We start from the raw sequence: 15,481 nt of genomic DNA on the forward strand, positions 1-15,481 counted from the left end.
GCCACATTATTTTCTGGAAGCGCTTCCACACACAGTAATACCGCTTGTAATAAAGACGGTTAATAATAATGATAACAGTACGAGGGAAACCTAATGTCGAGTCATATTTTAAAAAAAACAAAGTTAGCGACCAGCTTATCTTTGATTTTAGGTGCAGCAACCACGCTATCAGCCTACGCAGCAGAGGTTGAGAAACAAGAAGAACTTGAAGTAATTCAAGTGACTGGTTTTAAAGGTAGTATTAAAGAGTCCACACAACTAAAGCGGTATTCGTCGGGCGTTGTTGATGCAATATCTTCTGAAGACATTGGTAAATTCCCTGATACTAACCTAGCTGAATCGTTACAACGTATTACTGGTGTATCGATTGACCGCAGCAATGGCGAAGGCTCCAAAGTCACCGTTCGTGGCTTTGGCCCTGATTATAATATGGTAACGTTAAATGGACGTACTATGCCTGCAGCGTCTCTTCCTGCCGGTGGCGGTGCGCCTAATTCTCGCGCTTATGATTTTGCCAATCTAGCATCAGAAAGTGTTAAATCGGTCGAGGTATATAAAACTGGCAAAGCCAGTATTGCATCAGGTGGTATCGGTGCAACAATAAATATCAATACAGCTCGTCCGCTAGATAATCCAGGCCTAGTTGCCAATGTCGGGGTAAAAGCGCAACACGATACAACCAACCGTGTTGGTGATGATGTAACGCCGGAAATTTCGGGGATCTTCAGTTGGACAGATGAAGATGCGAAATTTGGCGCATCACTTACCGCCAGTATGCAACAGCGTGACAGCTCGGCAACAGGTGCATTCGTTGGCGAATGGCGCACCACTGAATACGATGGCACCATCCCACAAGCGGCAGATGATATTGTATTAGAAAACGCCCCTGCAATGGGCCAATATTATTCAATGCCATCTGATTTACGTTACACCATTGCTGATCGTGAACGTACTCGAACCAATGCACAACTCACCTTGCAATACAGCCCTGTAGACTCACTCACCGCAACGCTTGATTATACTTATTCTCAACAAGAATTATTTGAAGCGCGCGCAGAGCAATCAATTTGGATGGATAACTATAAAACCCATTTGATCTTTGATGATAACGAGGTTAAAACGCCAATTTACTACCAAGAAGAACGCCGTGATTTATCCACTCGCGATTTAGGTTTAGCGTTACAAGAACAAAACCAAGTAAATGAAAATAAATCGATTGGTTTAAATCTTGAGTACTATTTTAACGACCAACTACGCTTTATGTTTGATGCGCATAGTTCAAAAGCAACTAGCAAGCCTGACGCGCCTTATGGTAGCTGGATCAATGCAGGCTTAGGTGCAAATGTGGTTGCGGCGCAACAAGTTGACTTCAGCCGAGATCTGCCCTCTATGATAATCGATTTTGACGATTGCAGTCGCGCAAACCTAAACTGCACAGGTGCATTAGAGCAAGCTGATGTAGGTACCTCTATTTTAGATGCTAACTTTGCCAGTCAAGAATCAACCGTTGATGAGTTTCGTCTGCACGGTAACTATGTAATGGACAACGGCAGTATAGATTTTGGTATTGAATCACGCTCTATGGAAAGCCAGTCATTGCAATCACTTACCAGAAATACCATGGGTAACTGGGGCATTGAAAACCCAGGCGAACTACCTGATGGCTATTTAGACCCCACTAATTTCCTAGCTGAGTTTGATGATTACGACACCAGTGGTTCATTCGATCAAGGTTTCACCGGTAGTGCATCGCAAATTGGTTACTGGGCAGCAGAGCAATATGGTTTTAATTTTGCTGCGGATGGCGCATTTGCAACCAACCGCACCATTGAAGAAGATATCAAAGCAGCCTTTGTACAATACAACTACAGTAACGAAATTAGTGGTATGCCATTTAATTTAGTGATTGGCGCGCGCTACGAAACAACCGATATTACCTCAACAGCAAACATTGATTTGCCGGATGCAGTAGCATGGGAAGGTAATAATGATTTTAATGTGCGTTACGGTACCAATAAAGATGATTATTCTTTAAGTTCAAGCTATAACCACTTTTTACCCAGCTTAGACTTTGATATTAATGTTGTTGAAGACGTTACGCTTCGAGCTTCATACAGCACAACGATTGCCCGCCCTACTTATGATAATTTAAGTTCTGCAGCAACAGTAGGCGTACCAACAGGTCCAACAATTATTCCTGGTACCACGAATGCACCTGCTGCGACAGGTAACCCTGCTCTTGTGCCGCTCGAATCTGACAACTTTGATGTTTCTGCTGAATGGTACTTTACTGATGTAAGTTATGTGTCCGTAGGCTACTTTAATAAAAAAGTGGATAATTTTATTGGCTTAACACCAATGACGCAAAACTACTACGGCTTACGTGATGCCTCTGCCGGTCCTCGCGCCGAAGCGGCCAAAGCAGAGCTTGAAGCAAGAGGCTTAGCATTTACCGATGCAAACTTATTCCAAATGGTCGCTGCAATGGAAAATGGCGTTGCTTTTGACTCAATGAGCTATGACGAGTTTGAAGCTGCCTATGATGTTTTACCTAATGCTGACGACCCATTAATGGACTTTACAGCACAAGTACCAACCAATAACAAAGATGCAAAAATCGATGGCTATGAATTTGCTGTGCAACATTTCTTTGGTGAAAGTGGTTTTGGTTTACAAGCTAACTACACTATCGTAAATGGTGATATTGACTTTAATGTTGCGGCTGATCCAACCACTACCCAATTTGCCCTTGTAGGTTTGAGTGATACAGCTAACTTCATTGCTATGTATGAAAACGATAAGTTTCAAGCACGTATTGCCTATAACTGGCGTGATAAATTCTTAAACAATGCCGCTCGCTATGTTAATGAGCCCAGCTTTACTGAAGAGTATTATCAAATAGATTTTAATATTGCATATAACTTCAATGAAAAAATGTCATTCTTCGTTGAAGGACTTAATATAACTGAGCAAAACATGCGTCAGCATGGCCGTTACCAAGCGCAATTATGGAACTTGGAACAAAATGGCGCCCGTTATAACATAGGTATGCGCTATAACTTTTAAGATGGTATTACTCATAAATAATGAGTATCAAGCCGCTATTTGTTAGCGGCTTTTGTCGTTTCAATTAGACAACATAAGAGCACACAATGAATAAAAAAATACAACACATTGTGGTACTCGGTGGAGGTGCTGCAGGTTGGCTTAGTGCAGGATTACTTGGCGCTGAGCACCCAGATAAACAGATAACCTTGATTGAATCTGCCAATATTGCTATTTCAGGCGTTGGTGAAGGCACCTGGCCTTCAATGCGTAATACGCTAAAGCGCATCGGTATTAAAGAAGTCGATTTTCTAAAGCACTGCGATGCTTCATTCAAGCAAGGCTCTAAGTTTATAAACTGGCGTAATTTAAACCCAGGTGAAAACTACTATCACCCATTTATGACGCCACATGGGTATTTAGAGACCAATCTTCATGCTTACTGGCAACAACATGCAGCCAACCAAAAATACGCTGATGCTTTAAATATGCAAAGCTTTGTTTGCCAAGCGGCTCTTGCGCCAAAACAAATTACCACACCTGAGTACGCAGCAGTGACTAACTACGGTTATCATCTCGATGCCAGTAAATTTGCGGAATTCTTAAAAAGTCATTGCGTAAAGCAGCTCGGTGTAAACCATATTGTCGATGATGTTATGGCTGTTAATAATGACAATGACGGTTATATTTGCTCATTAACAACTAAACTGCATGGTGAGGTAACCGGTGACTTATTTATTGATTGTTCCGGTGCACGTGGACGCTTAATTGCTGACCATTACAATTCAACACTTATCAATCAAGAGCATACCTTGTTTAACAACAGTGCTATTGCCGCGCATCTGCCCTATATAAATGAACAACAAGACATTGCCAGCGCAACATTATCGACTGCACAATCATCAGGCTGGATCTGGGATATCGGCTTACCTAGCCGCCGTGGTATTGGCTATACCTACTGCGATAAGTACTGTGATGAACAAACCGCGGTTGATACCTTAAAAAGCTATGCAGCACAATCAGTAGGCGCAGAACTTGCCGAGCAACTTAATACTCGCAAGCTGGAGTTCACCCCAGGGTATAGAGAACAATTTTGGATAAAAAACTGTATTGCAGTGGGGATGTCGCAAGGATTTATAGAGCCACTGGAAGCCTCAGCCCTTGCCATGGTGGAGCTATCGCTGTCGATGTTAAGTGAACAAATGCCACAAGATCGTAATCACATGGCATTATTAGCGACTCGATTCAATCAACGCTTTAGCTATCGTTGGCAACGAGTTATCGATTTTTTAAAATTGCACTACATTTTAAGTGAGCGTGATGACAGCCAATATTGGCTGGATATAAAAACCGCTGCGAGTACTCCACCCCGTTTGGCTGAGCTTATGGAGGTTTGGCAATACCAACCACCAAGTCGCTTTGACTTTATTGAAAATGAAGAAGTATTCCCTTCTGCGAGTTACCAATATGTACTTTACGGTATGGGATTTAATACCCACAATAATACAGCCAATAAAGCACTTAACAACTCTGAAACGGGGCACTATTTTTATCAGCAAAACCGAGAAAAAATAGCGCAATATTTACAAGCTTTGCCAAAAAATCGAGCACTACTAACGCAACTTTTTGAGCAAACACCAAGTCAAAAGGCTCAGCAATGAGACACAATAACAATATCAACAATGTGGTAATAGCCGGTGGTGGCACTGCCGGTTGGATGGCGGCAGCGGCACTGAGTAAATTAGTCGGTAAAAATATTAATGTGACCTTGATTGAATCTGATGACATTGCCACGGTAGGTGTTGGTGAAGCGACAATTCCACCCATTCGTACCTTTCATAAATTGCTCGGTATTAATGAGCAAGCGTTTATGCAAGCCACTCAAGCAAGCTTCAAATTAGGCATTAGTTTTGAGAGCTGGGGGCAAACAAATACTCAGTACATTCACTCATTTGGCATGACAGGAAAAGAGTGCTGGGCGGGAGAATTTCATCATTTTTGGCTACACAGTTTATCATTAGGGTTAGAGTCTGAATTTGGCCAATACTGCTATGAACTGCAAGCCGCCAAACAAAATAAGTTTGCCTTTAATCAACAAAACCCGATTAACTATGCATTTCACATGGATGCAAGTCGCTATGCATTATTTTTACGTAAGTTTGCAGAAAACTTAGGGGTTATCCGCCTCGAAGGTAAAATTACACAGGTAAATAAATGCCCTGGTTCAGGCTTTATTGACAGCTTAACTCTGAATGACAATAGTACTATAGAGGGTGACTTTTTTATTGACTGTACAGGCTTTCGTGGCTTGCTGATTGAACAAGCACTGCATACTGGTTACGAAGACTGGTCGCATTTACTGCCTTGCGACAGCGCTGTGGCAGTGCAAACAAAAGCTATTGATGAAGATATAAAACCCTACACCCGCGCAATTGCCCATGAGGCCGGCTGGCAATGGCAAATCCCCTTACAACAGCGTGTTGGAAATGGCTTAGTCTATTGCAGTCGCTATTTAGGGGATGATCAAGCAACGCAATTACTGCTTGAAAACATTCAAGGTGACCCGCTAACTGAGCCGAAAATCATCAAGTTTACAACAGGTCGCCGTCGTAAAGGTTGGAATAAAAACTGCCTTGCATTAGGGCTTGCTAGTGGTTTTGTCGAGCCGCTCGAATCCACCAGTATTCACCTAATTATGTCGGGTATCATTCGCTTTATGCGGCTTTTTCCATTTAATGGCATTACTGAGCAAGCAGTCAGCGAATATAACAAGCAGCTAAAAAGTGAAATCGAAAATATTCGCGACTTTATCGTATTGCATTACAAAGTAACTGAACGCACCGATAGTGAGTTTTGGCGCCACTGTAATAGTATGGAGGTGCCCGACACCCTAGCCCATAAAATTAGCTTATTTAAACGCACAGGGCGGGTATTTTTAGACGATGGTGATATATTCAGAGTCGACTCATGGGTGCAAGTAATGCTTGGTCAGGGCATCAAGCCAGAGCAATATCACTTAATTGCCAGTTTAATGACTGATGAAGAGTTAACCCGCTTTTTGACGAGTATTAAACAACAGATCAGCCAACGAGTTGCGGCACTGCCATCCCATAAAGTATTTTTGCAGCAATATTGCCCAACTGATTAAAATGCTAAATATAACGCTATTTCTGGTTATCTAAATTTAACTATTGACCTGTTAAGAAATAGCCACTAATCTAAATATGGAAGCGCTTCCCGAAATAACATTAAATATCGCGCTAGAGCAACAATAAAATCAAACATGGAAGCGCTTTCAGATTAATTGCATTTTCACTATAAAACGTATTTACAGACAGTATAAGCAAGCAGAGGTTTTCTATTAATGAAAAAATTATCTTTACCCGCTAACTCACCGCTACTTAGCAATGAGTTTACTTTTGGTGTTGCTACAGCATCATTTCAAATTGAAGGCGGTGCAGACAACCGACTGCCATGTATTTGGGATACCTTTTGCGCTACTCCTGGCAAAATTGCCGATAATTCAAACGGGTTAGTTGCTTGCGATCACTATAACAATTGGGCAGCCGATATTGAGCTAATAGACTCTTTAGGTGTTGATGCTTATCGATTGTCAATATCTTGGCCACGGGTAATCAAAGCTGATGGCAGCCTTAACCCTGTGGGTATTAAGTTTTATACAGATATTTTAGATGAGCTGGCCCGTCGTGACATCAAAGCGTTTGTAACGCTTTATCACTGGGATTTACCGCAGCATTTAGAAGATCAAGGTGGCTGGCTTAATCGTAATACTGCCTTTGAATATGCAAAATATGTAGATTTGGTAAGCGAAGCATTTGCTGAACGTGTTTATTCTTATGCAACACTTAACGAGCCGTTTTGCAGCTCCTACTTAGGCTATGAAATTGGTGTGCATGCACCGGGTATTGTTGGCCGAGAATTTGGCCGCAAAGCAGCCCATCACTTATTACTCGGCCATGGCCTTGCGATGCAAAAACTTGCTAAAAATAGTCCTAATGCGCTAAATGGTATTGTGCTTAATTTTACGCCTTGCTATCCAGTTAGCCAAAGTGACGCTGACTTAAAAGCAACAGCCTTCGCTGATGATTACATTAATCAATGGTATATGCGCCCAGTAATGGAAGGCAAATATCCTGATATCATAGACCAATTACCAAGCGAGCAGCGCCCAGATATTCACCCAGGTGACATGGATATCATTGCGCAGCCTTTAGACTACCTCGGCGTTAATTTTTATACCCGCTTACATTATCAAGCAAGTGACGATGACTTTTACGATGAACGACCGCATCAAGGGCCTTTAACCGATATTGGCTGGGAGATTTACCCACAAGCCTTAACTGAGTTGCTAGTATCACTAAACGAAAAATATACCTTGCCACCTGTTTATATTACCGAAAATGGTGCAGCAATGAAGGATACTATTGATGATGGCCAAGTAAACGATTTAGATCGTATCAGCTACTATCAGCAACACTTAACAGCGCTTCACAATGCAACGCAACAAGGTGTGCGCATTGATGGCTATTTTGCTTGGAGCTTAATGGATAACTTTGAATGGGCAGAGGGTTATTTAAAGCGTTTTGGTATTGTATACGTTGATTATCATACGCAACAACGTACAGTTAAAGCCAGTGGCCTTGCATACAGTAACTTGATCACGAGCCGGTAATTTATGCTAGCCGATGAATGAAAATAAAATCGGCTAGTCACTTAAAACAACGATAAGAAACACACAGTGAATAAAATACCTTTATATGAAAAAGTCGGCTACGCCATGGGCGATGCCGGTGCTAATTTAGTTTGGCGTGGTGCCCTTGCCTATCTTGCGGTGTTTTATACCGACACCTTTGGAATATCTGCAGCAGCGGCTGCCATGTTATTTCTGGTCGTGCGCCTATCAGATGGCGTTACCGATATTATTATGGGCATGATTGCAGATAGAACAAACACTCGCTTTGGTAAATTTAGACCGTGGATACTTTGGTCTGCACCCTTTTTGGGGTTATTTATGGTGTTGTGTTTTACCACCCCTGACTTTAATGAAACGAATAAATTAATTTACGCCTACGTGACTTACATTGGTTTAACCCTCGCTTATACAGTGAGTAATGTGCCCTATTCGGCCTTAATGGGGGTTATGAGTCCTGATGACACAGAGCGAACAAAGCTATCTAGTTTTCGTTTTGCTGGGGCCTTTGCAGGCGGATTACTGGTTATGGGGTTTTTACCCGAGCTAGTAGCTTACTTTGGTGCGGGTGATAACGCCAAAGGCTACCAACTAACCATGTATTTATTTGCAGCGCTATTGATAGCACTGATGGTGATCACTTTTGTATCCACAAAAGAGCGCGTAGTGCCGCATGCATCAAACGAAGGGAGTTTAAAATCAGAGCTCAAAGATTTAACCATAAATCTGCCATTTATTATTCTACCGCTGCTGGCAACCACTTTATTCTTTTACTACCGTGATATTTACAGTGGCTTATTCTTCGCAGTGGTTATGGCTGCAATGACTTTCGTAATAAAAAAACTACTCAATAAAGATCAGAGTAATTTAACAGGTACGCAGCGCGACATGGTGGATTTATTAACCAACAAACCTTGGCTTATCCTGCTCGGTATTGGCTTTTTAACCATGATGTTTAACGGTATTAAATATGGTGTTATTGCCTATTACTTTAAGTACCAAGTGGCTGATGAGCTTATGGCTGGGCAATATTTTGTTGCGTTGTTAATTGTCTCTATTTTTGGCGCCCTTGTTACCGGCAAATTGGCCGAGATGATCGGCAAGCGTAATTTATTTGTTCTCTCGCTGGTATTGAGTGGTTTATTAACGACCGCATTCTATTGGGTGCCAAGTGGCAATATAGTGGCGATATTTACCTTTGGTTGTGCAGCTGAATTTTTTGCCGCAATGATGCCTACGCTGTTTTTTAGTATGTTAGGTGACTCAGCTGATTATTCTGAATGGAAAAACAAACGCCGTGCAACTGGCTTAATTTACTCTGCTGGCACCTTTGTACAAAAAACTGGCGGTGGATTTGCAGGGGCTCTAGTGCTGGTTGTGTTAGCTGGTTACGGCTATAACGGTATGGACGAAGCAACTATCAAGCAATCACTTCCCGGCATGCAGTTGTTAATGAGCTGGATACCTGCTGCATTTGCCTTCTTAGGGGCTATTTTGATGCTAATATACCCACTGACTTCGCAAATGACACAAAAAATCACAGAAGACTTGGCAATTAGGCGCAGTAATGTGTAAATTACATTAACACTCAAAACTGATTTATAAAATATCATATAAAACAGAGTATTAACGTTAGGAAATCAATGGCTACAATTTATCAGGTATCAGAGCTTGCAGGTGTATCCCTGTCTACTGTGTCCAGAGTTCTGAACAATAATGACTACGTGAGTAAAAAAACTAAAAAGAAAGTGATGGAAGCAATGCAAGAGCTTGGCTATCAACCAAGCTCTATCGCACGCTCACTCGCTTCAAGCAGAACCAGCAGTGTTGGTATTTTAGTCTCAGAGTTAGACGGTCCATTTTTCGGTCAAATGATGTCGGCGATTGAAGAGCAACTTCGAGTTGCAGGTAAACACGTCATTATAACCCCTGGGCACAGTGATGAAAGCAAGGAAAAAAACGGCTTTGAATTTTTGATCAGCCGTAATTGCGATGCCATCATTGCCCATGTTGAAGCCGTCTCAAACGAGTACTTAATTGAACTGAGTAAAGGTAAAACACCTATTTACTTAATGAGCCGTTATGTAGAAGAAATCAAAGAAAACTGCATTAGTTTAGACAACGTAATGGGTGGTTACTTAGCGACTAAAACCATGATCACCCGCGGACATAAAAATATAGCTTATATTGCAGGGCCACAATTTAAAATAGATGCATCAGATCGACTTAAAGGCCATAAACAAGCTCTAAAAGAGTTTGATATCGAGTTTGATGAAAACTTATTTTACATTGGCGATTTCAAAGAAACAGGCGGTAATGATGGCTTAAAGTCGTTCATCGATAACAACGTTTCTTTTACAGCACTGGTTTGCGCTAATGATGAAATGGCCTCGGGAGCCATGAAATATGCCCGAGAGCATGGCTTTAATCTACCAAGCGACCTTGCCATTATAGGCTACGATAACGTTATTTTTACCAATTACCTGTACCCAACGCTTACAACAATTAATAACCCAGTGCCAGAAATGGGCAAAATGGCTGCTAACTTAGTACTTAAAGATATTTATAAGCACACCGGCATCACGATTAGTCATGTATTCCAGCCAAATTTAATTTTGCGCGACTCAACGCCCACTGTTAAATAACTTGTAGGTAAATAACAATATTGACTCAGTTTAGGTCAAGACCGTGAAGCTCGTTACACACCCAACGAGCATCTAAAAAGCGCTCTAAATTGTGCTCTGCAAATTGCAAAAAGCTGCGTGCTGCATGGGATAGATGTCGATCGGTACGGATCACAAAATACCAATGACTGGCAAGTTGAGACTCACTGACACTGAGTACTTTAATACTCTCATCGCCTTTTGGCAGTACATGACGAGAAAGCACTGCAACGCCCATTCCTGATGAAACCGCCACCCGAATCGCCTCATTACTCGCCATTTGTACGCTGTCACTTAGCACTAAGCCTCTACTTTGTAATTCGCTTTCAAATAACATCCGCGTAGCGGAGCCGGGCTCTCTTAATAAAAACCGATAATTTGTCAGCTCAGCTAAGGTGGTCTCAGTTGCTGCTGCAAGAGGATGTTCGCTTGGCACAATGAACTCGAGTGGGTTTTGTAAAAAGCGCGCAGCTTTTGCGTGCTCTAGAGATGGTGGGTGACTAAATACATAAATGTCGTCCTCTCCACGCTCAAACCTTGCTAACACTTCAGCCCTGTTACCAATTTCTAGCGGCAGTTCAACATGCGGGTGCATATTACTATAGGGCCCAAGTAATTTAGGCAAAATATATTGCGCCGTATTGACCATAGCAATTTTACAGCGGCCGCGTTCACCGCCTCTAAGCTCTGCTAAAAAATCTTTGTAATCATCAAACTGACCGAATACTTGCTGGCAAGTTCTAAATAACGCTAGCCCTGCTTCGGTAACGGTTAACTTTTGCTGCTGGATTAAAATTAACGGTTCACCAACCGCCTCTTGTAAGCGCTTAATTTGCAAAGATACCGTAGGCTGAGTTAAATGCAGCGCTCTTGCGGTCTTACTGATTGAACCCGTTTTTACCACACTCATAAATACTTCAAGGAGTCGAAATGATATGTGCCTTAAATCCATGCCAGCCTCTTAAGTAAAGTAAAAAAATAACGAATGAAAAAAACCTATAGATAATAACCTATACATAACCACTAATCATTTTATTATTTTCTATGCAATATTTTCACTACAATAGCGCCACTTCAAATATAAAGGAGAAAGGTGTGCCAGATATTGTTGTTATGTTTTTTATTTTAGGCTTAGTTGCAGGGCTGTTGCGATCTGATTTAAAAATACCACAAGCGACCTACGAAACGCTCAGCTTGTTATTAATGCTCACTATTGGCTTAAAAGGTGGCATGGTTTTACATGGTAATTTGAGCTGGCAGTTACTACCAGAAATGGGCTCGGTGATGTTGTTGGGGGCATTTATTCCGTTAATGCTCTACCCCATTTTAAAATACCTCGTAAGACTCTCTGTCGCTAATAGCGCAAGTATTGCAGCCCATTACGGCTCAGTAAGCGCAGGGACATTTGCCGTTGCACTGGCTTATGCAGAATCGTCACAACTCATTGTTGGCGCAGAGGTTACACTTTATTTAGTAATGCTAGAATTACCAGCAATCATTGTAGGGTTATTACTTTACAGACGTCTTAATAAAGAAAATAACAATACAGGCACGCTTTCATTAAAAACACTCTGGCATGAAACCCTAACCAATAAAAGCATCATTCTGTTAGTCGGTGGCGTGATTATCGGCATGCTTTACGGCACACAACAAGGCAGCCAAGTCACTAACCTACTGACTAGCAGCTTTAAAGTCGTGCTGGCGTTATTTTTACTGGAAATGGGATTAACAGCAGCCAAAACACTGCGCCCTATTCCATGGCATCACTGGCGGGTTGCATTATTTGCGTTAGTCACACCGCTATTTTTAGGCGTAATTGGTGTCGCTGTCGGCACAGTATTAAAGCTCGAGTTAGGTTCTGTGGTTGTGCTAGCAAGCTTAGTGGCCAGCGCCTCCTATATTGCCGCCCCCGCAGCGATTAAAGCCGCCATTCCAAAAGCAGATATAGGCTTGGCAATGCTCAGCTCTCTGGGTATTACCTTCGCATTTAACGTCACGCTAGGGATTGGTTTGTATCACCAATTGGCAGGAATGATGCAATAAATTAAACAACAGATAAGGGCTAATTAGTCCTTATCTGTCTACTGTTAAACTACCTCAGGCCATTTAATTGCTTTACTGTCTTTGCCATTTTTACAGCTGAGCGGATCATTGCCTTGATAGTTTTTACACCCCCAAAACGACCCCTTGACACCTTGGCGCAATACCATCTCAGCGCCGCATTTATCACATATAGGTTGCATGTGATTGCACGACTCATTAACGCACAATTTAAATCCGGCATGGCGGCTGCGGGTCATTGGGCTTTGGCACTGCTGACAAGGCTTTTCTTTGTGCTCACAACGCGGAAATAACGAACAGCTGTAAAATAAACCAAAGCGCCCCGTTTGTTTTTTCAATACGCCGGTATCGCAGCGCATACAATTAATTTCTCCACTATGACTTTGCGCTATGTCACTGTTAAATTCATTCAGCTCTACATCGTATTCGGCGATTAACTCTGTAACAAAACAGCTTGCATTGGTCATATCTGCAATTATATAGGCCCGCTTTTTAGCCCGACTCAGTGCAACGTAAAATAACCGTCGCTCCTCAGCAAATGCGAAATCCTCTTGCTCAGGCAGCAATGCATCAATAATGGCAGGCGTTATTTTTTCGCTTGGAAAACCATGTTTCCCTTTTTGTAAACCGATGATCACCACATATTCAGCCTCTTTGCCTTTTGCTGCATGAAAGGTCTGAGACTGAATTTTTAACAGCGGATATTTCGCTTGCATAGCGTTAATATCTGTTTGGGTTGGTAGTTGAAACCAAAACCGTGCCAAAAAATAAACCGTCGTGGGTTTGCACACTGTAGCGTGAATTGCACCCAGTACATCGGCTATTGCGCCATTACTAAGCTCTGGGAGCTGGCTGTGATTATGGGCAAAAGTAGGGTTAAAAGTAAAAGTCGGCGCTTTATTGCCACGTCTTAGTATTGATACCGCAGGCTGCGTTACTTGAGTTAAAGACGTTATGGTTTTATTAAGTTGCGCAGGATTTTTACTTATAAATGCTGAAGCAACCTCGGCTATTTTATTATTGAAACGAAAAGTAGTGTCCAATTGCGCTTCGGTGGTAAAACCAAAATACGTTTTAAACTGTGTGGTTAACTTTATATCTGCGCCGCTAAAGCGGTAAATCGCTTGCCAATCATCACCCACAGCAAATACCGAGCACCCTTTACGGCTATCACGCAGAGCTTTAACTAATCGCGCTCTAGAGTGTGAAATATCCTGAAACTCATCAACCATAATATAGCGCCAAGGTGAGACAAATTGACCTGACTCTACATAGCCAATTGCTTTGATGATCATATCTTCAAAATCAATTTCACCGCACTGCGAAAGATGTTTATTATAAGAGGCTATAATCGGATTTAGCAGCGCAAGTGCCTGCTTTGTTTGCTTAGCATCGGCACTGCGTTTAATTATATCCGCTTCATCATGAGCATTTAAATAAGCAGCTTTGTACAAGCCAATTAGTTCACTAAATAGCTGAGCTAATACTGTGATCTGGCCCGTTTCTTTTAAGCTTTCAAGCAGTGATTGCTTTGGTAGCATTTGAGTTCGCACACCTGCACTTGCAAGCGCTTTGTTAAGCTCATCTAATAACTGACCTTTTTTATGCTGGCCAAAATTGAGCGCTATACACTGCGTATTATGAGTGGCGTGGGTGGTATTTTTCCAATCAATTGACTGATGATAGTGTTGTTTATCAATATAAGGAGCAGTATTGCCTGCATCATCAATACCATAGTATTCAATATAAATATCGTACTGCGGCAAGTAAAAATCAGGCTTATACTGGCTTCGCTCAACAGTTTTTACCACCACTTTATACGGCGCTTCATACTGATAGTCTATGCCGTGATAAAATAGCCAATTAGCAATGTAGAGTTCGCCAAAGCTTTTTACTTTTTCGCCTTTAAGACTGCGAATATCGTTATCGTTTAAATAACTGTAGTAATCACCTAAGGTTTTAAAATCAAACTCATTTTTTTCGACGTAATAATATTTACTAAAATAATCCAGCACTAGAGTGCGATAACGCTCGTTGTTATCAATCAGTGATTCAAAACATTGTTGCACCCATTTAGCTTTTGCTTGTTCATCTTGGGCAAGCACACTCATGCTGGGTTTGGCATTTTCAACCTTAGCAATAATCGCAAGACCAATGCTGTGAAAGGTTGCAGCCTTTATTTTATCACTGACGAGTTTATTTTTAATCCTTTCATCCATTTCATCAGCTGCTTTTCGGCCGTAAGCTAACAATAAAATATCACTGTATTGCGCTTGCCCACTTGTGACTAAATAACCTGCTCGGCCAATCATTACACTGGTTTTGCCGGTACCCGCCCCAGCTAACAATAAGTTGTTGTCGTCATCAATAATACACACTTGCCTTTGACTGAGTGTTAAAGGGTTTGTCTCAACCGCATCAAAAAAGCGGGCGTGTAATTTAACTTGCTTAGTAAGGTAGCGCTGTTGTAGATGCTGGGTGAGTTGCTCACGCCAATTAGCATATTGTTCAAGTAAGGTTATTTTATTAGCAACTAAGTGCAGTACAGGGCTTTGTTTTACCCAAGGTAACCAGCGCTTAGATTCATCAAGCGCAGCTTGCTTTAAACTGGCCACATGAGATTGACGTAAATATCGCAACTCAACAAACTGCGATATTTTAGTCAATACTGCATTAAGTTTAGCAATATTTGCGTGTAGCCAATATTGCTCACAGTTCGTTTTAATTTGTCGGTGAGTGCCATATGCTCGCATCAAAAATGTATAGTTTTGCTCAGCTGTGGCAAAGCGAATAGTTTGCCCGAAAACCCCATAAGAGAAAGATAATGGCGCCAACAACTCACTCCACTCGATAGGAGTCACTGTATTACCTTGTCGAATGACAAGCGCTTGCTGATCAAATGCTAAGCGTGCTTTGCTCGCAAACACCCGACCAAACAGGCTAACTGGAATAGAATTCATTACTGCTGAATTCCTTAATAAAATTAATTACCTGTATTTTA

9 protein-coding genes are annotated in these 15,481 nt (G+C 41.7%); 7 read left to right on the forward strand and 2 right to left on the reverse strand.

The features are described from left to right. The first annotated feature begins 93 nt into the window (after positions 1-93). The 6 genes from V7783_RS02885 to V7783_RS02910 all read left to right on the forward strand — a co-directional run bounded on the left by V7783_RS02885 (position 94) and on the right by V7783_RS02910 (position 10,401). Positions 94-3,066 (forward strand): TonB-dependent receptor, encoded by a 2,973-nt coding sequence (locus V7783_RS02885; protein ID WP_335677453.1) that lies wholly within the window; start codon positions 94-96, stop codon positions 3,064-3,066. 86 nt (positions 3,067-3,152) lie between these two features. Next, positions 3,153-4,706 (forward strand): tryptophan halogenase family protein, encoded by a 1,554-nt coding sequence (locus V7783_RS02890; RefSeq protein ID WP_335677454.1) that lies wholly within the window; start codon positions 3,153-3,155, stop codon positions 4,704-4,706. Continuing rightward, the gene (locus tag V7783_RS02895) at positions 4,703-6,193 is read left to right on the forward strand and encodes a tryptophan halogenase family protein (RefSeq protein WP_335677455.1); all 1,491 of its coding nucleotides are present in this window, start codon (positions 4,703-4,705) and stop codon (positions 6,191-6,193) included. The genes V7783_RS02890 and V7783_RS02895 overlap by 4 nt, the downstream gene beginning before the upstream one ends. Before the next feature lie 216 nt (positions 6,194-6,409). After that, positions 6,410-7,738: a GH1 family beta-glucosidase gene (locus V7783_RS02900; protein ID WP_335677456.1), complete on the forward strand. Its 1,329-nt coding sequence runs from the start codon at positions 6,410-6,412 to the stop codon at positions 7,736-7,738. Between the two features lie 66 nt (positions 7,739-7,804). Then, the gene (locus tag V7783_RS02905) at positions 7,805-9,331 is read left to right on the forward strand and encodes an MFS transporter (RefSeq protein WP_335677457.1); all 1,527 of its coding nucleotides are present in this window, start codon (positions 7,805-7,807) and stop codon (positions 9,329-9,331) included. 68 nt (positions 9,332-9,399) lie between these two features. After that, a complete protein-coding gene (locus V7783_RS02910; RefSeq protein WP_335677458.1) occupies positions 9,400-10,401 on the forward strand; it encodes a LacI family DNA-binding transcriptional regulator in 1,002 nt (333 codons plus the stop codon). Between the two features lie 25 nt (positions 10,402-10,426). Here V7783_RS02910 and V7783_RS02915 read toward each other — a convergent pair whose 3' ends face one another. After that, a complete protein-coding gene (locus tag V7783_RS02915) occupies positions 10,427-11,371 on the reverse strand; it encodes a LysR family transcriptional regulator (protein WP_335677459.1) in 945 nt (314 codons plus the stop codon). A 143-nt stretch (positions 11,372-11,514) separates the two neighbouring features. Here V7783_RS02915 and V7783_RS02920 point away from each other — a divergent pair, with 143 nt between their 5' ends. Beyond that, a complete protein-coding gene (locus V7783_RS02920; RefSeq protein ID WP_335677460.1) occupies positions 11,515-12,462 on the forward strand; it encodes a sodium-dependent bicarbonate transport family permease in 948 nt (315 codons plus the stop codon). A gap of 44 nt (positions 12,463-12,506) precedes the next feature. Here the strand turns inward: V7783_RS02920 and V7783_RS02925 are convergent, their stop codons facing one another. Continuing rightward, positions 12,507-15,440: a UvrD-helicase domain-containing protein gene (locus V7783_RS02925; protein ID WP_335677461.1), complete on the reverse strand. Its 2,934-nt coding sequence runs from the start codon at positions 15,438-15,440 to the stop codon at positions 12,507-12,509. Positions 15,441-15,481: the final 41 nt, after the last annotated feature.

This window comes from Pseudoalteromonas sp., from assembly GCF_036960685.1.
Lineage (GTDB): Bacteria > Pseudomonadota > Gammaproteobacteria > Enterobacterales > Alteromonadaceae > Pseudoalteromonas.

Excerpts from the sequence above, each read along its gene's own strand:
- V7783_RS02885 (WP_335677453.1), top strand. The coding sequence starts at position 94 with ATGTCGAGTCATATTTTAAAAAAAACAAAGTTAGCGACCAGCTTATCT.
- V7783_RS02895 (WP_335677455.1), top strand. The coding sequence starts at position 4,703 with ATGAGACACAATAACAATATCAACAATGTGGTAATAGCCGGTGGTGGC.
- V7783_RS02910 (WP_335677458.1), top strand. The coding sequence starts at position 9,400 with ATGGCTACAATTTATCAGGTATCAGAGCTTGCAGGTGTATCCCTGTCT.
- V7783_RS02915 (WP_335677459.1), bottom strand. The coding sequence starts at position 11,371 with ATGGATTTAAGGCACATATCATTTCGACTCCTTGAAGTATTTATGAGT.
- V7783_RS02890 (WP_335677454.1), top strand. The coding sequence starts at position 3,153 with ATGAATAAAAAAATACAACACATTGTGGTACTCGGTGGAGGTGCTGCA.
- V7783_RS02925 (WP_335677461.1), bottom strand. The coding sequence starts at position 15,440 with ATGAATTCTATTCCAGTTAGCCTGTTTGGTCGGGTGTTTGCGAGCAAA.
- V7783_RS02900 (WP_335677456.1), top strand. The coding sequence starts at position 6,410 with ATGAAAAAATTATCTTTACCCGCTAACTCACCGCTACTTAGCAATGAG.